At 59.6% G+C, this 20,464-nt stretch carries 20 protein-coding genes; 9 read left to right on the forward strand and 11 right to left on the reverse strand.

Translation table 11 applies throughout. The annotated features are described in order from the left end of the window. Positions 1 to 156 precede the first annotated feature (156 nt). The 4 genes from FIU93_RS15700 to FIU93_RS15715 form a co-directional block, all read right to left on the reverse strand. Positions 157 to 552 (reverse strand): hypothetical protein, encoded by a 396-nt coding sequence (locus tag FIU93_RS15700; protein ID WP_062488262.1) that lies wholly within the window; start codon positions 550 to 552, stop codon positions 157 to 159. Between the two features lie 274 nt (positions 553 to 826). After that, positions 827 to 1,321, reverse strand: coding sequence for a flagellar protein FlgN (locus FIU93_RS15705; protein WP_152506107.1), 495 nt, complete (start codon positions 1,319 to 1,321; stop codon positions 827 to 829). Then, a complete protein-coding gene (locus FIU93_RS15710) occupies positions 1,318 to 1,629 on the reverse strand; it encodes a rod-binding protein (protein ID WP_023000700.1) in 312 nt (103 codons plus the stop codon). The genes FIU93_RS15705 and FIU93_RS15710 overlap by 4 nt, the downstream gene beginning before the upstream one ends. After that, on the reverse strand, positions 1,629 to 2,753 hold the full coding sequence (locus tag FIU93_RS15715; protein ID WP_209010137.1) for a flagellar basal body P-ring protein FlgI: 1,125 nt from the start codon (positions 2,751 to 2,753) through the stop codon (positions 1,629 to 1,631). Before FIU93_RS15715 ends, FIU93_RS15710 begins: the two co-directional genes overlap by 1 nt. On the opposite strand from FIU93_RS15715, the gene FIU93_RS15720 reads away from it, so the two are divergent. The 3 genes from FIU93_RS15720 to dksA all read left to right on the forward strand — a co-directional run bounded on the left by FIU93_RS15720 (position 2,734) and on the right by dksA (position 4,088). Beyond that, complete coding sequence (locus FIU93_RS15720; RefSeq protein WP_139314277.1) at positions 2,734 to 3,030, forward strand: hypothetical protein; 297 nt, start codon at positions 2,734 to 2,736, stop codon at positions 3,028 to 3,030. The two genes, FIU93_RS15715 and FIU93_RS15720, sit on opposite strands and share 20 nt — an antisense overlap. A gap of 56 nt (positions 3,031 to 3,086) precedes the next feature. Beyond that, positions 3,087 to 3,506 (forward strand): flagellar assembly protein FliX, encoded by a 420-nt coding sequence (locus FIU93_RS15725; RefSeq protein ID WP_023000703.1) that lies wholly within the window; start codon positions 3,087 to 3,089, stop codon positions 3,504 to 3,506. A 165-nt stretch (positions 3,507 to 3,671) separates the two neighbouring features. Continuing rightward, on the forward strand, positions 3,672 to 4,088 hold the full coding sequence (dksA, locus tag FIU93_RS15730; protein WP_006932683.1) for an RNA polymerase-binding protein DksA: 417 nt from the start codon (positions 3,672 to 3,674) through the stop codon (positions 4,086 to 4,088). Between the two features lie 276 nt (positions 4,089 to 4,364). Here dksA and FIU93_RS15735 read toward each other — a convergent pair whose 3' ends face one another. The 7 genes from FIU93_RS15735 to flgF form a co-directional block, all read right to left on the reverse strand. Continuing rightward, a complete protein-coding gene (locus tag FIU93_RS15735) occupies positions 4,365 to 6,347 on the reverse strand; it encodes a bifunctional 2',3'-cyclic-nucleotide 2'-phosphodiesterase/3'-nucleotidase (protein WP_209010138.1) in 1,983 nt (660 codons plus the stop codon). A 206-nt stretch (positions 6,348 to 6,553) separates the two neighbouring features. Next, positions 6,554 to 7,360, reverse strand: coding sequence for a lytic murein transglycosylase (locus tag FIU93_RS15740; RefSeq protein ID WP_023000705.1), 807 nt, complete (start codon positions 7,358 to 7,360; stop codon positions 6,554 to 6,556). Positions 7,361 to 7,492: 132 nt separating this feature from the next. Beyond that, positions 7,493 to 8,257 (reverse strand): NAD(P)H-dependent oxidoreductase, encoded by a 765-nt coding sequence (locus tag FIU93_RS15745; protein ID WP_152506108.1) that lies wholly within the window; start codon positions 8,255 to 8,257, stop codon positions 7,493 to 7,495. A gap of 189 nt (positions 8,258 to 8,446) precedes the next feature. Continuing rightward, complete coding sequence (gene flgH, locus FIU93_RS15750) at positions 8,447 to 9,196, reverse strand: flagellar basal body L-ring protein FlgH (protein ID WP_023000707.1); 750 nt, start codon at positions 9,194 to 9,196, stop codon at positions 8,447 to 8,449. Next, on the reverse strand, positions 9,197 to 10,174 hold the full coding sequence (flgA, locus tag FIU93_RS15755) for a flagellar basal body P-ring formation chaperone FlgA (RefSeq protein WP_023000708.1): 978 nt from the start codon (positions 10,172 to 10,174) through the stop codon (positions 9,197 to 9,199). Between the two features lie 17 nt (positions 10,175 to 10,191). Further along, a complete protein-coding gene (gene flgG, locus FIU93_RS15760) occupies positions 10,192 to 10,974 on the reverse strand; it encodes a flagellar basal-body rod protein FlgG (protein ID WP_023000709.1) in 783 nt (260 codons plus the stop codon). A 22-nt stretch (positions 10,975 to 10,996) separates the two neighbouring features. Further along, positions 10,997 to 11,737, reverse strand: coding sequence for a flagellar basal-body rod protein FlgF (gene flgF, locus FIU93_RS15765; protein WP_031269185.1), 741 nt, complete (start codon positions 11,735 to 11,737; stop codon positions 10,997 to 10,999). Between the two features lie 282 nt (positions 11,738 to 12,019). Between flgF and FIU93_RS15770 the strand changes: the two genes are divergently transcribed. From FIU93_RS15770 to FIU93_RS15795, 6 genes are all read left to right on the forward strand, one after another. Then, complete coding sequence (locus FIU93_RS15770) at positions 12,020 to 12,532, forward strand: flagellar basal body-associated FliL family protein (protein ID WP_023000711.1); 513 nt, start codon at positions 12,020 to 12,022, stop codon at positions 12,530 to 12,532. Between the two features lie 50 nt (positions 12,533 to 12,582). After that, on the forward strand, positions 12,583 to 13,779 hold the full coding sequence (gene fliM / locus FIU93_RS15775) for a flagellar motor switch protein FliM (protein ID WP_228872743.1): 1,197 nt from the start codon (positions 12,583 to 12,585) through the stop codon (positions 13,777 to 13,779). Next, on the forward strand, positions 13,776 to 14,333 hold the full coding sequence (locus tag FIU93_RS15780; protein WP_031269186.1) for a DUF6468 domain-containing protein: 558 nt from the start codon (positions 13,776 to 13,778) through the stop codon (positions 14,331 to 14,333). The genes fliM and FIU93_RS15780 overlap by 4 nt, the downstream gene beginning before the upstream one ends. After that, positions 14,330 to 15,061: a hypothetical protein gene (locus tag FIU93_RS15785; RefSeq protein WP_152506109.1), complete on the forward strand. Its 732-nt coding sequence runs from the start codon at positions 14,330 to 14,332 to the stop codon at positions 15,059 to 15,061. Before FIU93_RS15780 ends, FIU93_RS15785 begins: the two co-directional genes overlap by 4 nt. 93 nt (positions 15,062 to 15,154) lie before the next feature. Next, complete coding sequence (locus tag FIU93_RS15790; protein WP_209010139.1) at positions 15,155 to 19,444, forward strand: hypothetical protein; 4,290 nt, start codon at positions 15,155 to 15,157, stop codon at positions 19,442 to 19,444. Between the two features lie 220 nt (positions 19,445 to 19,664). Then, positions 19,665 to 20,429, forward strand: a complete 765-nt coding sequence (locus tag FIU93_RS15795) for an alpha/beta hydrolase (RefSeq protein ID WP_152506110.1) — start codon at positions 19,665 to 19,667, stop codon at positions 20,427 to 20,429. The last annotated feature ends 35 nt before the right edge of the window (positions 20,430 to 20,464 follow it).

Genomic DNA, 20,464 nt, shown 5'->3' on the forward strand with positions numbered 1-20,464 from the left:
GGCCGTGTGGGGGCGAAGCTGAAGGCGTCGCTGGAGGAGGGCAGCAACCCTGCGGGAGAGGATTGGGGAAAGTCGAGCAGACAGGGGATTGCCAAGGTCACAGCAAAGCCGGGCGCCGTTAGGAAACGGGCAGGATATATGGATGGCTGCGCCTGATCAGATAACGCGCTGAACCGGTTCTGCCTGGGGCTGGGTCTGCCGGGTTTCTATCGACTCGTTGTACGCCCGCAGACGAAGCAATGTCTCTGCAGGTATCTGCCGGACGACCTGACCGGTTTCGGTGTTGGTCGCGACATAGACCAGGGCGTCGTATTCCGGGTCGATAATGTTCTGACGTTCGACCGTGGAAGAAAACCGTTCGCCAAACGAACGCTGGTCGCGCTCGTTGTTCGCACTGCGCTGTGCGTTTTGCGTCTCGGTGGATGGTCTTACGGTCTCTTCGACCGGAAGGTCCGTCTCAACTGAAGGAGCATTGCGCTCCGGAGCCCGCGCTACCGGCGTAATCGCCGTATATGTCGGCGATGGCGGCCGGGCCAATCCCGTGTCCAACATCTTTTCCTCCGGGTGACTAACAACTTTTACCCGATCAATCTGGAAAGATAACGTAAGGGAATGAATCGTCTGTTAACGGAATGATTAGACTTTTAAGGATTGCGATCTATCCGGTTGCGGCTGTTTCTGATTCGCTCTCGCAGTCCCGTCCTGCCGTTTGGGGAAACCTCTGGGCAGGTTTCGCGAGGGGGATAAATACACGAAAAGCTCCCGGCGGGGAGCTTTTCATCGTTACAGGATACCCGGCGTGGTTCTTGCTAGCTGTCAGCAATCCTCAGAGCGACTGATTGACAGCGATGCCCCGAGCGGATTGCGGTCCGGTTGGCGCAGAACCGTTTCGTCCGTAGGTGGTCGGTGCATTGGCATTCTTGGCACCGGCGACCTTCGCGACGGTTGCAACGATGTTATTGGCAACGTCTCTTGCCGTTGAAAGCACCGCCAGGTTGATGCGCAGAACCGGCTGGAATTCGCTGTGCTGGCGACGCAGCGACTGGGTGGAAGCCGGGGAAAGATTGCCCAGGGCGACCGCGTGTTCCTTCGCTGTCATCATGCCGCGGGTGTATTCGTGGATCAGCCGGGCCTTGTCGGGCTGCAGTTCGCCGGCTTCCCGGAGTTTACCGGCCCTGACCAGATCGGTTTCAATTTCGATCACGGACAGGAGGGCTTCCATGGTGCCGGACAAGGCAGAGCAGAACTGCTCGGCTTCCTGCTGGCTGGTCGGCCGCTCAAGGGAAAACGGAAAGGTGGATGCGTTGGGTTGTGCGGTCATCTTGACCCCTCCTGCAATGCGAGCAGTTCACGTTCCACGCTGTCGGCAAGGCCGATGCCGCCTGTTTGGGCGATGTTGCGTGCATATTCGTCGACCAGAAGGCTCTGCCAGGCATCCGCCCCGTGGCCTTTGCCCCAGGTGCCACCGTTTTCAAGGCCGGTGAACATGTTCTGGAGCATGGTGTTCAGGAAAACCGCCTCAAACTCTTCGGCGGCCTCGCGAACGCGCGTCTTGTTGGTCCGGTCGACGCCGCGCAGCGTGTCCAGCGGGCTTTGTTGAAAGGATGTCGGTGAAACAAGCTCGGCCATCACAGCACCTCGATATCGGCCTGGAGGGCACCTGCGGCCTTGATGGCCTGCAGGATCGAGATCATGTCGCGTGGACCGATCCCGAGAGCGTTCAGACCATCAACAAGCTGCTTCAGCGTGACGGTTTGCGGAACGATGGCGAGTTTGGAGCCTTCCTCATCCACGGTGACGTCAGAACGCGGCACCACGGCGGTCTGGCCGTTTGCGAAAGGCAGCGGCTGCGAGACCTGCGGAGATTCGGCAATCGTCACGGTCAGGTTGCCCTGGGCAACGGCGACCATGGAAACCTTCACGTCCTGTCCCATGACGATGATGCCGGAGTTCTCGTCGATGACGATGCGGGCTGCCAGATCCGGTTCGACGATCAACTGCTCGATGTCCGTCAGAAGATCGACGATGTTGCCATCATATTGCTGCGGCAGATCGATGCGTACGGTTGCCGGATCAAGGGGCTCGGCAGTCGGCATGCCGATCAATTCGTTGACGGAGAGCGCGATGCGCCGCGCGGTGGTCAGATCCGGATTGCGCAGGGCGAGACGAAGCGTGGTCAGCGAAGCCAGCTTGAATTCCAGTTCGCGTTCAACAAGGCCGCCATTGGCGATCCGTCCGGCGGTGGGAACACCGCGAACAACCGACGCGGCATCCGCTTGTGCGGAAAAGCCGCCGATCGCGATCGAACCTTGGGCGATTGCGTAGACTTCACCATCGGCACCGACCAGCGGTGTGACCAGAAGCGTGCCGCCCTGAAGCGATTCTGAATCGCCGAGGGCGCTGACGTTGACGTCGATCCGGGTACCTTGTGTGGAGAAGGGCGGCAGGTTGGCAGTCACCATGACGGCCGCGACGGTGTTGGTGTTCAGGTCGATGTTGCGGGTGTTGACGCCGAGACGTTCGAGCATGGCCTGCAGGCTCTGCTGCGTGAAAGGCGAATTGTTGAGCGAGTCGCCGGTGCCATTCAGGCCGACCACGAGGCCGTAGCCGATGAGCTGGTTTTCGCGAATGCCTTCGAAATCGGCAATATCCTTGATACGGGAGGCGGCGTGTACCGGTGCCTGCAAAGTTGTTGCAGCAACGGCGGCGGCAGCACCCAGAAGTGCCAGCCGCTTGAACCCTCCGCAGATCATTTCACCAATTTTTCGCATTACCGATCTGGCCCGCCATCGTGTTTCCGGCTTTGCTGCCGGGATACATATATTCGAAATGCGCAATGCGAGAGCCGTGCCACTTTTTACAAAGGCGTTGGTTCTTTCCATAAAAGTGGCGGAAATCCGGGCTCTTTGCTGGTATGATCACGAGCATATCCACGCAAAACTGTCGCTTGAGGTTAAAGAAATGTACCTGTTGGTCGGCAAATATTGCCTCACCCCCAAGGACTCATTTACCCTTCTCGGCAGAATCTGACGGGCAGAGCCACTCCATGCGCCAGAATTGCCGTCAGTCCGACTGGAAGATCGATCATGCGTATTACAGGCAATAAACCCATTTCCGGCGTTCAGGGACGAGGCGCCAAGAAGAGCGTTTCTTCAAACGGCGACCAGTTCGCACCGGACCTTGGGGGTGAGGTTTCACAGTCTTCCCAGACCGCGGGCGGTGCGTCCATTCAGGGCATGGATGCCTTGCTGGCCCTGCAGGAGGTTGACGACCGCGCCGAGCGCCGATCCCGCGCCACCAAGCACGGGCACAATCTGCTGGACACACTGGAGTCGGTGAGGGCGGATCTGCTTGCCGGACACGTGTCGGAGGACCGGCTGGAGCTGCTCGCCAGGCAGGTTTCCAAACGCCAGTCGAGTGGTGATCCTGAGGTTGATTCGGTGCTCGAGGAGATCGAATTGCGGGTCAAAGTCGAGCTTGCAAAGCTCGGCCGATTCCAGGATTGAGCGTGCACACAAATCGATAAAATTTGTCGGCTTAGTGTTCAAAATTTACGCAACGTCTTGAAAGGTATAAACTTTCCTTGACGCCATTTTTAGCAAATGAACCGTTGTCCGCTGGCGGAACCGCCTATATATTGCGCCCGGCATAACGGTAATCCGGAGCTATCGATGACGGTTGAAATTGAGTCTGAATATCGACCCTCGGAAGACGAGCCGTTCATGAATGACAGGCAGCGCGAGTACTTTCGGAACAAGCTGCTTGTGTGGAAAGAAGAGATCCTGAAGGAAAGCAAGGAAACCCTCGCCAATCTTCAGGAGGAAAGCCAGAACCATCCTGACTTTGCCGACCGTGCGTCGTCCGAAACGGATCGGTCCATTGAACTTCGCGCCAGGGACCGTCAGCGGAAACTGATCTCGAAGATCGATGATGCCTTGGAACGCATTACAGACGGAAGCTATGGCTATTGCGAAGAGACCGGCGAGCCGATCTCTCTTCGGCGCCTCGAGGCGCGCCCGATCGCGACTTTGTCGATCGAGGCTCAGGAAGCCCACGAGCGTCGGGAAAAAGTGTATCGCGACGACTGATTTCCAGAAAACGGCCGGTTTGCCGCACAGACGGCAGATCCGTAACGACTTTCAAGACCTTCCCCTCGTGGGAAGGTTTTTTTATGTCTGTTGGCTGCTTTCCCATGCCGACCGCCCGCATGCCTCACCCTGAGGAGGACCGTCAGGTCCGCCTCGAAGGTTGGGCAGCACGCTCACAAGCATGCGGCCCATCCTTCGAGACAGCGCTATGCGCTTCCTCAGGATAAGTTTTTGGGGAGCTGCTCGTTCAAGCAGGCTTGCGAAAGCCGTGACCGTTCAAAGTGTGATCCGGTAACGGGCAAAACCATCTGCACCGTCGCCTGCCGGTTCGATCCGGACACCTTCCACGGAGGCGGCGTGTTCCGTGCCACCCGGGCCGGTTTCGAACAGGACGCTCGTATCCGGCATCGGTTTGAACGACCAGTTGGCATCTGCCGAAGGGTTGATCGTGCCCTGTTCGACAATGTAGCGCACCAGGACGTCGCGATTGGTGTCCGGGCCGACGAAAACGACAACGTCGTCGCTGATGCCGGGGAAATTGCCGCCGCCACCTGCACGGTAATTGTTGGTCGCGACCACGAAGGTTGCTTCAGGATCAAGCGGTGCACCGTTGAATTCCAGGTTCACGATGCGGCTGGCGTCCGGATTGAGGACTTTGCCTTTCGCGTCATATTTCGATGGCTGGCTCAGGTCTATCTGGTAGGTGACACCGTCGATCACATCGAAATTATAGCTTGGAAACTCCGGGTTGATCAGTGTCTGGTCGGCCTTGCCCGGCTCGACTTCCTGGAAAATTCCGGCTGAACGTTCCAGCCATTCCTTCACCGTGCTGCCCTTGATGGCGACCGCGCGAATGGTGTTCGGATACAGGTAGAGATCGGCCACGTTCTTGATGGCGACATCGCCGACCGGAACGTCGGTGTAGTAGTCCGGGCCGCCACGACCGCCGGCCTTGAAAGGCGCTGCTGCGGAAAGTACCGGCAGGCCTTCCCATTCCGTACCCTTCAGCATCTGTTCGATGTACCAGATCTGCGCCTTTGAAACGATCTGGACGCTCGGGTCGTCGGCCACGAGGGCGAAATAGGAATGCAAGGGAGCCGACGTCTTGCCGACGGGGCGGCGGACATAGGCAAGGGTTGCCTCGTGATCTTCCTTCACCGCATCGAGTACATCCTGCTGGCTCTCCACCAGAGGTGTCACGGTTCGACCTTCTTTTTCGTAGATCGGGCGTGCTTCGGTCATGAAATTGGCGACACGCCAGCCGTTGCCGTCGCGTTCGATCATCAGGTCGATAACGCCCAGATGCGATCCCCAGAAACCGCCCATCGCGGCAGGCTTGCCGAACAACGTGCCTTTCTCGCTGTCGATACCCGGCAGTCCCTCATACTGGGGACCGGGGAAGACCAGATGCTGGTGACCGGTAAAGACGGCGTCGATCCCGTCCACGCCGGCAAGGTGCAGGGAGGCGTTTTCCATGCCTTCGGAATAGTCGTTGGCGTCAATCCCCGAGTGGGAGAGGGCGATTACAAGGTCGCAGCCCTGTTCGCGCATTTCCGGGACGAAGGCCTTGGCGGTTTCGATAATGTCACGCGCATTGGCGTTGCCTTCCAGGTGGCGGCGGTCCCAGTTCATGATCTGCGGTGGCACGAAGCCGATGAAGCCGATCTTGATCGGATAGGACTTGCCGGCACCGTCGGTGACCTGTTTTTCAACGATCACGTAGGGCTTCAGGAAAAGGGCGTCGTCTCGCGGGTTACCGGCCAGCGTGCTGCCCTTGACAAGATTGGCGCAGACGACGGGGAAATTGGCACCGGCCAGCACCTTCATCATGAAGTCCAGGCCGTAGTTGAATTCGTGATTGCCGAGTGTTGCCGCATCGAATTCAAGGACGTTCATGCCCTTGATGACTGGGTGCAGGTCGCCTTCGCTCATGCCGCGTTCATAGGCGACATAGTCCCCCATCGGGTTGCCTTGCAGAAAGTCGCCATTGTCGACCAGAACCGAGTTTGTCGCCTCGTTCCGGATATCGCGGATCAGTGTGGCTGTCCGGGCGAGGCCGGCGGTGTCGACAGGTTTGTCGCTGTAGTAGTCGTAAGGGAAAACATGGACATGGAGGTCCGTGGTCTCCATCAGGCGAAGGTGAGCCGTACCTTCCTTGGCCAGAACCGAATAGGGGTGCAGAGCTGCCGTGAAGCCAGTTGCCGCCGCGCCCATCAAAAGGGTGCGCCGTGAAATCGATAAGTCTTTGATCCTGGACATGAAATGGCTCCTGTTCGGTCGCTCGGCGATTGGTGTCGTTCAGCCTTGCGGAACAGCGCGAGCCGGACCGACAGCTGCTGGTGCCCGCAGGGCGGCATGTTTCCGCGGCATACGGTTTTGATCCGCAAGGATTACAACCGTATGACGCAAATTGCTGCCCGGATCGTCAGTTTTGTCAAGCAGGTTTATGGGGCGTCGAGCGGGGTCTACTCGCTGATCTGGCCAGCCATGACCGAGATCGTTTCCACGTAGACACTGGCCTTGTTCCATTGCTTTAGAACGTTGTAATTGGCAGTGCCCGGGCCCCAGCCCTGGCCGCGGCGCCAGCCTTTCTGGGCAAGATAATTTGCGGTGGAAGCCAGCACATCGGGGATCGAGCGGATCAGGTCCTTGCGGCCGTCGCGGTCATAATCGACCGCATAACGGACATAGCTGGTGGCGAGAAACTGGGTCTGGCCGAGTTCGCCGGCCCAGGCACCCTTCATTTCGGCCGGCTGCATGTCACGGCCCTGCACGATCTTGAGCGCGGCGACCAGTTCGGCGGTGAAGAAATCGGACCGGCGGCAATCATAGGCCAGCGTGGCAAGGGATTGCAGGACCGGCATGTTGCCGGAGAAGCTGCCGTAGTTGGTTTCAAGCCCCCAGATCGCCAGCAGAACAGGTGCGGGAACGCCATATTTCTTTTCGATGCCACGGAAGATGCGGGCGTAGGTCTTGCCGAGCTGCTTGCCCCGCCGGATCATCGCGTTGTTGACCCGCTTGGCATAGAACTGGTTGAAGCTGAGCTTGAAGGATTTCTGGTTCCGGTCGAGCGAGACCACCTTCTTGTTGTATTTCACGTTCTTGAGGGACGATTCAACGACCCTTTTCTTGAGGCCGTAGCTTTGGGAATTTGCAATGAACGACTGTTTCCAGGCTTCAAAACCACCCGGGCCATTGCCGCAGCTTGCACTCCAGGCAGAAGGTGCGGACAGAAGAACAAAACCAAAGACGAATGCAGAAAGGAGGCGCATCGAATCCCCGCTGGGCCAATATAAGATTACCGGCATTCTATCCGAAAAAGCGGTAGCGTCATCCGGTAGATACAGGAAAAAGAGGAGTGGAGGCGGACAAATCCGGTTACGTCTTTTCCGGTTGCCGCAAAATCAGGGGTCGTGCCGGATGAAGTGGCTGTAAGATGGCGCGCCCGGGCTAAGGGTGCCGGCGCGGTCGAATTCGCTGTCGGCATTGAAGCTGATCTTCGGCAGCGTTGCGAACCTTGCGATCGTCTCCCGGTGGCCTTCGATCTCGTTTTGAAGTCGCGTTTCCAGGTCGTCCCGTGCCGCCCCCTTGTGATAACCGTGAACACCGTGGACGATCCTGGGAACCAGAACATCGAAACCCAGATAGCGCAGTGTGTAGGCGAGCGGCCAAAGCAGCATCTGAATGTCGCCTTCCTTGCCGTTGTGGGCACTTTCGCTCGCCTTGGATCCGGTCGTGACACAGAAGAGAACGGGCTTGTTCCTGAAATGGCCGGTATCGAAACGGTTGGAAGTATCGTGCAGGCCGCCGTTGGCCAGCACGCGCTCGCACCAGCCCTTCAGGATGGCAGGTGGGGCGAACCACCAGACCGGAAAATGAAACACGATCCGGTCCGCCTGGCGCAGCTTCTCGACTTCTTCCGTAATGTCCGCGGGAAGGTTCCCGGTTTTTGAGGCCGCTTCCTGCGTTTTCAGGACGTCATAAGGTTCGGTGACGATCTCCTCTACATAGTGCGCTGCGCGCTCCGCCGGATCAAAGCCAAGCTGGTAGAGGTCTGACCAAAGCACCTCATCGCCTTCAGCTCGGCACGCGGCTTCGGTTGCGCGCGCCCAGGCAGCATTGAAGGAAGTCTGAGCAGGGTGGGCGAGAACGATGAGGGTGGTGGTCACGCGGTAGGGTCTTCCGGAATGAGCGACAAATCAGGTAACGGGCCACACCCTAAACGGTCTTTTCCGGCCTGGAAATGAGAACGGGCACGATGCTCGGGGAGCGAGACATCGTGCCCGTCATCAGCCGGGCCGGCGGCGCTTCTAGAACGCGTCGCCGGATTCGGCCGGGGGACTGTGAAAGGTTTGGGATCAGAAGGGGAGCAGGATATCCAGCACCTGATTGCCGACCCGTGGCTGTTGGACATCGGTAATCTGGCCGCGGCCACCATATCCGATCCGCGCTTCGGCGATCTGCTCGCTGGCGATGCGGTTATCCGACGTAATGTCTTCAGGTCTGACGATACCGGCGACGATCAGCTCGCGGACTTCGAAGTTCACACGAACTTCCTGACGGCCTTCGATCACCATGTTGCCGTTCGGCAGAACCTGGGTCACCACGGCGGCGACGGTGGTCTGCAGGACTTCGTTGCGGTCAACGCTGCCGTCGCCTGAGAAGCTGGAGTTGCTGTTGACGTTGGCAAGGTCGCTGGCGGCAGAACTTGCCGGCAGGAAGATGGTGTCGATTGCCGTTCCGAGTGCGCCACCAACATCGGCGCCGCTGGACTCAGACCGGCTCCGCTCGGTCTTGTTGTCGATCTCGGCCTGGTCGTCGATGGTGACGACGACCGTCAGGATGTCGCCAACCTGGCTGGCGCGCTGGTCCTTGAAGAAGGCGCGGCTGCCGGACTGCCACAGCGAATTCGGATTGTAATGGGCCTGCTGCGGTTCCGGCATGGGCATCTGCACGGGCCGGTAACCCGGAGTGGTGGTCGGATCCTGAATGGCGTTCAGGGCTGGCTGCTGGCCAACATTCGCGAGTTTGTCGGCAGTGCCGCACCCCGCGGCGAGGGCGGAAAGGGCGATGCTTGCCAGCAGGTGTCTGGGAAAGGTGCTCAGCATTTAATTTTTCTCGCTGTTCAAGCTTGCAACAATCGGATTGGCGGCGTGAACGCGTACTTGGCCGCGGGAGGTAATCGTCGCCGGCACGATGCGCCGCGACTGCAGGTTCATGACGTCGATCACGTCGCCCTTGGCGCCGGTATCCATGGCCTGGGCCCGTGAAGTCAGCTTCATGCCCGGCATGACATAGGTGACAGTGATCTTCTCACCGCGTTCGATCAGGATCGGGCGCTGGACGTCATTGCGGGACAGGGGCGAATTCGCACGCAAGGTGGTGCGGGCCTGCTTGCCGACAATGTCTTCCATTTCGGTGAGGGCACCTGCCGGTACCTTGGTGCGGGCTTCGCGAATGATGTTCAGGTCTTCTTCACGAACAATGTCGCCCCGGCGCACGGGCTGCACCAGAACCAGCACATCGACCATCTCCGTCGCAACGCCGGTCAGGGTCAGAGGCTCGGTTCCGAACTCGACTGCGACAGCTGCGTGGATGGTGAAGCGGCCGTTCGACTGGGACCATTCAACCCGGTCGATGCGGATCGGATCGTGTACCTTGGGATCGGCGAGAACCTGATCCGGCGCCTGCAGCAAGCGGATATCCAGGCGCTCGGCATCGATGCCGGCGTTGCGGTCTGCCAGAGCCTTGCGGGCAAGGCCGGCAAGCTGGTCCCGGTTCAGCCTTGTTGCCCCGCGAAAGACGACGACGGTTCGCAGGCCATCGGTGCCGGCCGTCTCGAGGCCGGCCGCGCGAGCGCGTTCGGCGACGACATCCGCAGGCACATTGCCGGAGGTTCCCATGTCCGGTGAACGGAACAGCGGCTTGGACGCCAGCAGTCCGGCATTGGAATAGAAGTCGCCTACCGTCACGATGTCCGACAGGGTCATGACCTGCGACCGGAGCACGGGTTTTTCGTCCGCCAGGGCAGGCAGGGACAGCAAGCCCGCCAGCAGCAACCCGACTTTCAGCAGATGTCTCATCATCGTCTCAAGCCTCGGTCTTAGCGGAGGTTCGTGGTGGTGGAATACATCTCGTCGGCTGCCTGGATGATCTGTGAGTTCATCTCATAGGCGCGCTGTGCGGAAATCAGGTCGGCGATTTCCGTGACTGCATCCACGTTGGCCATTTCAAGAAAATACTGCTGCACCGTGCCGTAGCTCTCGTCGCCCGGATTGCTGGTATCGGGTGCGCCGCTGGCGTCTGTTTCCAGGTAGAGGTTGTCGCCAATGGCTTCGAGACCAGCCTTGTTGACGAAACGGGCAAGCTGGATCTGGCCGAGCTGAACAGTATTGCCGCCCTGGTCGACGCCCTGAACGACACCGGTGTTGGAAATGGTGACGTCCTTGACCGTTTGCGGAATGGTGATGCCCGGATTGACGGAATAGCCGTCGATGGTCACCAGCTGTCCGTTGGCATCGCGCTCGAAGGAACCGTCACGGGTATAGGCCGTGGTTCCGTCCGGCATGTCGATCTGGAAAAAGCCTTCGCCGCGGATGGCCAGATCCAGTTCCTTGCCGGTCTGCTCGAGAGAGCCCTGGGACATGATGCGGCCGGTGGCTGCGATCTTTACGCCGGAACCGATCTGGATACCGGTCGGCACGATGGTGCCGGAATCCGATGTTTCCGTGCCCATGCGACGCAGGTTCTGGTAGAGCAGGTCCTGAAAGTCGGCCCGCTGCTTCTTGAAGCCTGTCGTGCGCATGTTGGCGACGTTGTTCGAAATGACTTCGACGTTCAGTTCCTGGGCCTTCATGCCAGTTGCGGCGATATGAAGTGCTTTCATGGTAGTGATCCCTTAAAGGCGCTTAGGCCTGAATCTTGCCGAGAGTGGAGATCGCCTGCCGGCGCAACTCATCCAGGTCTTTCACGATCTTGGAAGTGGAGTCGTAAGCGCGCGTCACTTCGATGAGGCGCGTGACTTCCGTGATGCCGTAGACGTTGGAGCCTTCGACGGCGCCCTGCACCATGCGGACTTCCTGAGCCGGTATCGGGTTATCAGCCTTGAACATCGTGTTGCCGATCTTCTCCATCGTCCGAACGTCTTCGAAGTCGACGACCTTGATGCGGCCGCGAATGCCAAGTCGGGTGGAGATCGTGCCGTCCTGGGCAATCTCGACGCGGCCATCCTGTTCGTTGAAGGAGATCGGACCCTGGTCGGTCATGACAGGGCTGCCGTCTGCCGAGATCATCTGGCCGGTGGAATCGAGCCGGAACGCGCCGCTGCGCGTATAGGCTTCTGTTCCATCGGGCATCTGCACGGCGAAAAAGCCGTCGCTGTTCAGCGCAAGATCGAACTCGTTGTCCGTCAGCTTGATCGGCCCGTGCGTGAAGTCGGTCCGTGTCGTGAACATGTCGACATAGGAAATGGCGCGGTCCTGCGGCTCAAAAGCCGAGCCGTCTGCCACCGGCATGACGTATTCCGAAAAATGCAGATTCTGCGACTTGAACCCGGACGTATTGATGTTCGCCATGTTGTTGGCGATCACATCCAGATGGTTCCGCAGGATCGATTGCCTTGATAAGGCAACTAGTTGAGCGTTCTCCATAGTGAACGGTTCCCTTCGTGCTCCCCGAGTAAGCCGGCCGATCTCCCCAGATCCGCTGGCTCGTTAAGGTTAATGCACGAGGCGTGCCAGTTTTTAAATCCTTGGGAAATCTGGGTAAAAATCAAAAGGGGCGGGTGCACGCGGCAAGAGATTCCGGCAGAAGTTAACCACTTGGCAATTTTTGCCCGGTGACTCGCGTTAATGGCTCGGTAACCATTCGTTAACCATTAACTCTTTAGTAATAAATAAGCGCGCGCGAGCGCCTGCAGATCGGAGTGCGGAATGACAGACGAAAACGCCGCAGCCGGAGAAGACGGCGAGGATGGAGCTGAAGCTGGTGGCGGTGGCCGCAAGAAGAAGCTTATCCTGTTCGGCGGCATCGGTCTGGTGGTTCTGCTCGCCGCAGGTGGGGCGGCCTATTATTTCCTGATGGGATCGAGTGCACCGGCACCGGTTCCCGGAGAGACGGAAGCGCCGCAGGAAGTGCAAAAGCCGGTGGTCTTCTATGACCTTCCGGAAATGACGGTGAATTTGGCGACGGAAGGGCGTACGACCTATCTGAAGGTCAGGATTGCCCTGGAAGTCGAGAACCGTGCGATGATCGACCAGATCCAGCCGTATCTGCCGCGCATCCTGGATGCGTTTCAGATCTATCTGCGCGAGCTTCGCCCTGCGGACCTGGAAGGGTCTGCCGGTTTGTTCCGCCTGAAGGAAGAATTGCTCAGACGGATCAATCTGTCGGTTTATCCGGCGAAAGTTGAAGGGGTGCTGTTCAAGGAAATCCTTGTCCAGTGACTTTGTGAATGGCTGATATCGACGACGATGACGACCTGTCCGAAGAGGATATGGCCGATGCCTGGGGCGCCGCTCTTGCAGAGCAGGGTGCCGGCAGCGACGACGACGAAGATCTCGCCGCGGCGTGGGGTGCTGCTCTAGAGGAGCAGGGCGCCGGCAGTTCCGACGATATGGCGGCCCAGTGGGCAGCCATGATCGACGACAGCGAACCGGACCTTGAAAATGCCACGCGCGGTGCTGACCGTGTCCTGAACCAGGAAGAAATCGACAACCTCCTCGGCTTCAACATCGAGGACACGATTGCCGGCGACCAGAGCGGCATCCGCGCGCTGATCAACTCGGCAATGGTGTCCTACGAGCGTCTGCCGATGCTCGAAATCGTGTTCGACCGTCTTGTGCGTCTGACGACCACGTCCTTGCGCAACTTCACGTCCGACAACGTGGAAGTCTCGCTCGATTCCATCAGCTCGGTTCGTTTCGGCGACTATCTGAATTCCATCCCGCTGCCGGCCATTCTCGGTGTCTTCAAGGCCGAGGAATGGGACGGGTTTGGTCTGATTACCGTTGAATCCAGCCTGATCTATTCGATTATCGACGTGCTTCTTGGTGGAGGTCGGGGGACATCGGCCGTGCGCGTCGAGGGCCGGCCCTACACCACGATCGAGACCGGTCTGGTCCAGCAGATGGTGGCGCTGATCCTTCAGGATGCCGAGCACGCCTTCGCGCCGCTTTCTCCGGTCCATTTCAACTTGGAACGTCTTGAGACGAACCCGCGCTTTGCCGCGATTTCCCGGCCCGCAAACGCCGCCATTCTCGTCGAGCTCAGAATCGACATGGAAGACCGGGGCGGGTCCGTCGAAATCATGATGCCCTATGCAACGCTGGAGCCGATCCGCGATCTGCTTCTGCAGATGTTCATGGGGGAAAAATTCGGCCGGGATCCGATCTGGGAAGGCCATTTGGCGACCGAAATTCATGCCGCGGAAGTCGAGGTCGATGCGGTTCTTTACGAGACCTATCTGCCGCTCGGACGGGTGCTCAGTCTCGATGTCGGCCAGACGCTCGTCTTCGACAAGGAACCGACCGATCCGGTGACGATCAAATGCGGCAACATTCCACTGACCGAGGGAACGCTCGGCAAGGTGGAGGATTCCATTGCCATCCGTGTCGCAAAGAATTTGCGCAAGCCAAAAATGACGCTGGCCGCCTTCGAGCGCGCCATGCAAAGCGAAATGGGGGACCAATGAGCACTTTGCCACTCGGAATGATCATTGAAGGACTGGTCGCGGTTCTTCTGGTGATTACCATCGGCTACTGCTTCACGCTGAACCGCCGTCTGCAGCGCTTGCGGGCCGACGAAGAAGTGCTGCGTGCGACCATTTCGGAGCTCATGACGGCCACGGAAATTGCCGAGCGTGCCATCCTCGGTCTGAAGACGACCGCGGCGGAGGCTGACAAGACACTTGGCAGCCGTCTTAAGCAAGCGGAAACCATGTCTCACACTCTTGCCGAACAAGTCGGCGAAGGTGAGATAGTATTCACGCGGATTTCGCAGATTGCGGAGGCTGCCCGTTCGGCTGCGCCGCAGCGCGAGGCGGTGACGAGGAGCGATCCTTATGCGGCTCAGCCGCAACCGGAACCGCAACAATACGCGCAACAGGCTGCAGGCTATGGCCAGGCAGCTCCGGCCGTGGAGCCGGAGCGCCGCAGGAGCAGCCGGGCTTCCGACATTCGCAGTGCTGCGGCGGAAGCAACCGCGCGGCTGGAACAATTCCGTAAACGGAACGGTGCTGCTGCATGAACTTGAGACTGCTGCCTTTGTTGGGTGTTTCGGCAAGCGCTCTGCTGGCCCTGAAGCTGCTTGGCTTCGCGCTGGGCCCGCAAAGCGGCAACCTGCCCATCAATGGCGCAGTCGCACAGGAAACGCCGGGGGCTGACGGCGGTGACATGGCTGACCCAACGGCTGAAATGGCCGCGGATGGTCCGCCGCCACCACCGCCGCCGGGGGGCGGGCTGCCCGACCAGCCGGCCCTGCCGGACAGTCTTGAAATCGGTGGTTCGGCCGCGGAGCGCGCTGTTCTGGAAAGTCTTGGCAGACGGCGCGAGTCGCTGCAGGAGCATGAAGGCCAGCTGGACCTGCGTGAAAAGCTTCTGCAGGCCACCGAAGAGCGCATTCAAAAGCGCGTTGATGAACTGAAGAAGCTCGAAGAGCGCATCGAGGCAGCTGTCGGACAGAAGCAGGAGCAGGAAGAAAGCGAAATTGCCGGCCTCGTGACCATGTACGAAAGCATGAAGCCGAAAGATGCCGCCCGGATCTTCGACCGCTTGAGCCTGCCGGTCCTTTTGAAGGTGGTGCGCCAGATGAAACCTCGAAAGATGGCAGATATCCTCGGGAAAATGGATCCCGAAGCGGCCGAGCGCATGACAGTGGCAATCGCGAACGCCTCTCCGTTGCCCTCAGCGGACACAAAACCGGTGCAGGCACAGGCGCAAGCGCCGGAGGCCTTGCCGAAAATTCCGTCAAACTGACCGAGAAGACCGGATTTCGGCGTATCGCGTAAGGGCACGTTAACAAGACCTGACTAACAATAGTGTGTTGGCGTCATCCGAGGACAGAACATCTTGCCAGGACCGTTCCTGACATCCCAGACCGGCGGAACTCCCGCGTTTTCGGACAGGGTGCGAGCTTTCGCGCGCCTGCTGGTTTCGTTCTGGCTTGTTCTGGCCTGCGTCACGGGTGCCGCTCTGGCCCAATCCGACAATCTGGAACCGGTTGATCTGACCGTTTCTCCGGGGGAGGGTTATGGCCGTATCGTCCTGACGTTCAAGGACCGCACGCTGCTTCCGATCTATGATGCGGTCATCACGGGCGGGGTCCTGCGGATTTCATTTGAAGATCCGATCGACATCAACGTTGACGATGTTCCACTGGACCTGGGCGACTACGTGACCATTGCCCGGCGAGATCCGGACGGAAGTGCCATCCGCTTTGCGCTGAAGAACCAGTTCCAGATCAATACTCTTGAGGCCGGCGAAAAGCTGTTTGTCGATATCCTGCCGATGGACTGGCAGGGCTTGCCGCCAGGACTTCCCGACGATGTCGTGCGTGATCTTGCAAAGCGTGCCGAAGAGGCTATGCGCAAGGTTCGTGCCCTCGAACAGGCGCGGCTTAAGGCTCAGGAAGGGCCGGAGGTGACGCTGCATGTGGGTGAACATCCGACATTTACCCGTCTGGTGTTCGACTGGTCGATCAAGTTCGACACCGCTTTCGTGCGCGAAAACGACATCATCAAGGTGACGTTCAACCATCCGGCACAGCTGGACATTGCCCACCTGCGCGCACATCTGCCCCAAGGGGTGATCGATGCGACCTCCTTCCTGGATCAGGGCAAGCTGAAATTCCTTATGCGCGTCGAGCCGTCAGTCGACATTCGGGCGTTCCGGGAGGAACAGACCTACGTTATCGACGTAACGCCGGAAAACATGGAAGTGAATGATCCGGCAAATGCGCTGATCAACAAGGAACTGTCCGTCGAGGACAACGAAAACCGCAAGGACATGATTACCGCGCCGGGTCTGCGCGACACGCGTGAGGTCAAGAACCCGCGCGGGAATCCGACGTCCGGCGGGAGCACGGCGAGTGGAGGCGGGGTCCTGAAGGAGTCCAAGGCCGATGAATCGCCGGCCTATACGATTGTTCCGCTGGGAGGCGGCAAGACGGATGAGGGGGCCGAGGCACCGCAAGCACCACAGCCGTCAGCCGTTGAAAATTCTGATCAGTCCGCCGCACTGTCGGCCGAGCCCGATCCGGAAGCCGGTCGTGCGAACGCTCCGGCCGAAACTCAGCTTGCCATGGTCCCGCGCATCAAACCCTTGGTCGGGGAAGAAGCGCTGCCAGGGCCAGGTAGCGGGACCGAGATCGCTGCCGCTGGTGTTGACGTCACTCCGACCGCCTTGGCGGTCGAAACGCTTCCTGCACCAGAGCTTGCTGCCGCTGTCCTGCCGATTTCGGCTGATGGCGCAGCTGAATTGCTGACGACAGCGGCCATTCCCGCGGCCGAAGCAACAAGCGGGAACGACGCCGTTGCTCCGTCCAACGCTGGTCTGGTAACCGTTGCCCAGGCTGAGCCCGGTGCTTTGCCGTTGAACGAAGTGCTGCCGGAGGATGAAGAAATCGTCCGGGAAGCGCCGATGCTGGACTTGTCCACGCAGCAGATCGGCGACCAGCAGCAGGAAGCCGCGCCCGAAAACAACGGCATTCCGACACTGCAGCAGGTCGACACAATTAACCGGGGTAGCCAGCCGAATGCGCCGTATGGCGCAACGCCAGTGCAGATCCTGAATACGCCGACGCTTGGTAGCGGCGACGTTCCAGCCGGGATCCAGCTTCCCGGCACGCAGCAATCAGCACCGGAGACCTGGCGCGCCAACGGCGGTCAGGATTTGAACCAGGGGCGTCCCTCACCGGAGCAGCCGCCGGAAAACTTCGCTGAGGAAGTGCGCAATTTCGTTTCTGCTGAGGCCCGGCGCATCGGTAATACGGTCCGCGTTGTGTTTCCGTTCTCCGAGCCGGTTTCCAGCGCGGTGTTCCGGCGCAATGACAGCATCTGGCTGATCTTCGATACCGATGCCACGATCGACACCCGGGGAATGGTCTCGGCGCTGGCCGAAACGGCGGAAACTATCGAGGTTCAGCAGTTCGACGATTACCAGATCCTGCGGATGGACATGACCGATCCTGTACTGGCGACGGTGGGTGTTGACGGCAATGCCTGGTCGCTCGTTATTGGCGACCTGATCCTGGAACCCTCCATTCCGCTGCAGCTGGAACGGACTGTGCGAGGCGATGGCGGCTCCGTGCTGCGAGTGCTTTATCAGGATCCGCAGAACATTCGTCAGATTACCGACCCGTTCGTTGGCGACACGATATCTCTCGTCACCGGCTTCGGTCCGCCACGCGGTCTGTTGAAGCCTCAGACGTTTGTCGATCTGGACGCCCTGAGTTCCGCGCAGGGCATTGCCGTCGTGCCGAAGTCTGACGGCTTGAAGATGAAGATCCTTGGAGATGACGTGATCATCGAAAAGGAAGGCGGTCTTGCGCTTTCCAGCCAGCATCTGCGAGGCGGATCCGGATCGAGCCAGACAATCGTCGATCCGGAAGACAGCAACTTCATCGAGTTCGTTTCCCTGAGCACCGAAGGTCCGGGGGCTTACCGCACCCGCCTGCTGGAGCTGCAGGACAAGCTGGCGAAGTCGCCGGCAGGCAAGCGCCGCAAGCCCTTGATGGCTTTGTCGCGGTTCTATCTGGCACATCAGTTTGCGCAGGAAGCGCTGGGGCTGATGAAGCTTGCGCTGGAAGAAGAACCGGCACTTGCCGAAGACAGTTCCTTTAACCTGATGATGGGGGCGGCACAGACTCTGGCCAACCGGCCCGACGCGGCCTACGCGCATCTGAACCGACCAGACCTGAAGAACAGCCCCGATGCTGCTGTCTGGCAGACGATTGTTGATGTGAAGCTGGGTAACTGGACGTCTGCCCGTATTGCCATGCCGCGCGGGCGTGCCGTGGTCGGCAACTACCCGGAAGCCATCCAGACAGAATTCAAGCTCGCCGCCGCACAGGCCATGGTCGAGGTCAATGATTTCGGTGTTGCCAACAGCGTTCTGGCCGAGATCGAGCCCGCCGAAGTGACCCGGACGCAGGCTGCCCGTTACGATATCCTGCGTGGCCGCGTTGCCGATGCCTCCGGCCGGTCGCAGGAAGCCTTGACCGTGTTCGATCTCGTGACCAGGTCCGACGACCGGCCGCGGGCGGCCGAAGCGGAATACCGCGCGCTCCGGATCCGTTACCGGGATGGCGAACTCAACATGGAGCAGGCCATCGATCAGCTTGCCGGGCTGGCAACGTCCTGGCGTGGTGATGAAATCGAATTGAAGACGTTGAGGTTCCTGGCACAGCTCTATGCCGAGCAGGGCCAGTACCGCGAAGCGTTCGAAGCCATGAAATCGGCTGTTCAGGCTGAACCCGATGCGGATACCACGCGGCTGCTGCAGGAAGAGATGAACGGCCTCTTCAACGCGTTGTTCCTGGACGGCAAGGCGGACGAGATGCAGCCGGTGAAGGCGCTGGCACTCTTTTATGATTTCCGCGAACTTGTGCCGATCGGTCGTCAGGGAGACGAGATGGTCCGCCTTCTGGCCAAAAGACTGGTTGAAGTCGACTTGCTGGACCAGGCAACCGAGTTGCTGCGCCATCAGGTTGACAACCGCTTGAAAGGTGCGGCACGGGCACAGATTGCAGCGGATCTTGCGGCGATCTACCTGATGGATCGCAAGGCTGAAGAAGCACTGCGGGTGCTCAACCGGACACGGCAGGCGAGCCTTCCGTCGACCCTGGAGCGTCAGCGCAACATCGTTGAAGCCCGTGCCCTGACCGAAAGCGGGCGCCCGGATCTTGCCCTGGAACTGGTTCGCAACATGCGCGGTTCGGATGTCGATCGGTTGAGGGCAGATACATTCTGGGCAGCCGAAAGCTGGCGGGATGCAGGTGAGCAGCTGGAAGCGATGCATGGCTCGCGCTGGTCCGACAACATTCCGCTCGACGATCTTGAACGCCGCGACATCCTGCGGGCGGCCATCGCCTATTCTCTGGCGGGCGACCAGCTCAGCCTGGAACGCCTGCAGACAAAGTACATGTCCAAGATGTCCGACAGCCCCGAGGCAATGTCCTTTGAGGTCGTGACCCGGCCGATCGAGGCGCAGGGTGTCGAGTTCCTCGAAGTCGCCAACAGGCTTGCCGATGTCGATTCACTGGAAACCTTCCTGAAAGAATACCGGCGTCAGTACATGTCTCCCGATCGCAGCCCGGATCAGTCTGCCGCTGCACCCGTCACGGAAGAAAATGCCGGCTGAAGCTGACGCTGTGTGAAAGTTGTCCGGTTGCAGAGGGACTTGCGCACCGGTGCCAACTCCTGTTCAGTTGCGGTCGTTCACCCGTCCACACGTGTCGTGATCTGCCGCACGTTCTCACAAAGAACCTGATTATCCGGCCTCATGGCCCCATCTTTCCGCTTTGCAGCGGTGGATGTGTCGGTTCGATGGCTTTGGAACACCGGAACAAAGGAACTCCTTCATGTCCTTGAAAATCGTCCGGCGTCTTATCCCGGAATGGGGCACGACCTATGGTCCTGCAGGCGAGGGACCCTTTCCTGCCGTCATGGTGTTTCATGGCTCAGAGGGGGCATGGTCTGGCTGGAGCCATCGAAATGCGGTTCTCCTGGCAGCACACGGTTACCTGGCCTTTCCTTTCGGCTATTCGAAGGGGGGCAATGCCTGGAATGCCGGCAGCATCGAAAACGTGTCACTGGACAGAAGTCTGGATGCCTTCCGGGCGCTGCGTGCATTTGAGGCCGTTGGTGAAAAGGCGGCATTCTATGGCGTGTCGCGGGGGGCTGAACATGCCCTTTTGCTGACAGCCCTGATGGCGGAGGAGGGTCTTGACGGCCTGCCTGACGCGGTGGCTGTGCACAGTCCGCCAGACGTTGTGTGCGGGGCGTTCGACAGCAAGGCTTACCGCGACGCTGGAGATCCAGGCTGGCAGCCATGGGACCCCGGTGAGCGGGCATGGTCCTGGCGCGGGTCTTCCGAGAACCTTCTTCCTACGAAACAGATCGAAATAGAGCGCTATGACGGACCGATTTTCCTGAGCCACGGGTCGGCCGACCGGGTCTGGTCAGTGGACATGACAAAGCGTCTGGAAGGGCGGCTTCTTGCCCATGGCCGGAAGCCGGAGGTTCATATCTACGAAGGCCAGGACCATATCCCGACCAGTGCTGCAGAAAACCTGCATCACGAGAACCTGCTGACATTTCTGGACAGAAATCTTCTGGCATCGTGACATTGCCGAGGGCGGCGGGCTGACCACGCACTCGT

Source organism: Labrenzia sp. THAF35, from assembly GCF_009363595.1.
GTDB lineage: Bacteria > Pseudomonadota > Alphaproteobacteria > Rhizobiales > Stappiaceae > Roseibium > Roseibium algicola.

Excerpts from the sequence above, each read along its gene's own strand:
- FIU93_RS15700 (WP_062488262.1), bottom strand. The coding sequence starts at position 552 with ATGTTGGACACGGGATTGGCCCGGCCGCCATCGCCGACATATACGGCG.
- FIU93_RS15705 (WP_152506107.1), bottom strand. The coding sequence starts at position 1,321 with ATGACCGCACAACCCAACGCATCCACCTTTCCGTTTTCCCTTGAGCGG.
- FIU93_RS15710 (WP_023000700.1), bottom strand. The coding sequence starts at position 1,629 with ATGGCCGAGCTTGTTTCACCGACATCCTTTCAACAAAGCCCGCTGGAC.
- FIU93_RS15715 (WP_209010137.1), bottom strand. The coding sequence starts at position 2,753 with ATGATCTGCGGAGGGTTCAAGCGGCTGGCACTTCTGGGTGCTGCCGCC.
- FIU93_RS15725 (WP_023000703.1), top strand. The coding sequence starts at position 3,087 with ATGCGTATTACAGGCAATAAACCCATTTCCGGCGTTCAGGGACGAGGC.
- dksA (WP_006932683.1), top strand. The coding sequence starts at position 3,672 with ATGACGGTTGAAATTGAGTCTGAATATCGACCCTCGGAAGACGAGCCG.
- FIU93_RS15735 (WP_209010138.1), bottom strand. The coding sequence starts at position 6,347 with ATGTCCAGGATCAAAGACTTATCGATTTCACGGCGCACCCTTTTGATG.
- FIU93_RS15740 (WP_023000705.1), bottom strand. The coding sequence starts at position 7,360 with ATGCGCCTCCTTTCTGCATTCGTCTTTGGTTTTGTTCTTCTGTCCGCA.
- flgH (WP_023000707.1), bottom strand. The coding sequence starts at position 9,196 with ATGCTGAGCACCTTTCCCAGACACCTGCTGGCAAGCATCGCCCTTTCC.
- flgA (WP_023000708.1), bottom strand. The coding sequence starts at position 10,174 with ATGATGAGACATCTGCTGAAAGTCGGGTTGCTGCTGGCGGGCTTGCTG.
- flgG (WP_023000709.1), bottom strand. The coding sequence starts at position 10,974 with ATGAAAGCACTTCATATCGCCGCAACTGGCATGAAGGCCCAGGAACTG.
- flgF (WP_031269185.1), bottom strand. The coding sequence starts at position 11,737 with ATGGAGAACGCTCAACTAGTTGCCTTATCAAGGCAATCGATCCTGCGG.
- FIU93_RS15770 (WP_023000711.1), top strand. The coding sequence starts at position 12,020 with ATGACAGACGAAAACGCCGCAGCCGGAGAAGACGGCGAGGATGGAGCT.
- fliM (WP_228872743.1), top strand. The coding sequence starts at position 12,583 with ATGGCCGATGCCTGGGGCGCCGCTCTTGCAGAGCAGGGTGCCGGCAGC.
- FIU93_RS15780 (WP_031269186.1), top strand. The coding sequence starts at position 13,776 with ATGAGCACTTTGCCACTCGGAATGATCATTGAAGGACTGGTCGCGGTT.
- FIU93_RS15785 (WP_152506109.1), top strand. The coding sequence starts at position 14,330 with ATGAACTTGAGACTGCTGCCTTTGTTGGGTGTTTCGGCAAGCGCTCTG.
- FIU93_RS15795 (WP_152506110.1), top strand. The coding sequence starts at position 19,665 with ATGTCCTTGAAAATCGTCCGGCGTCTTATCCCGGAATGGGGCACGACC.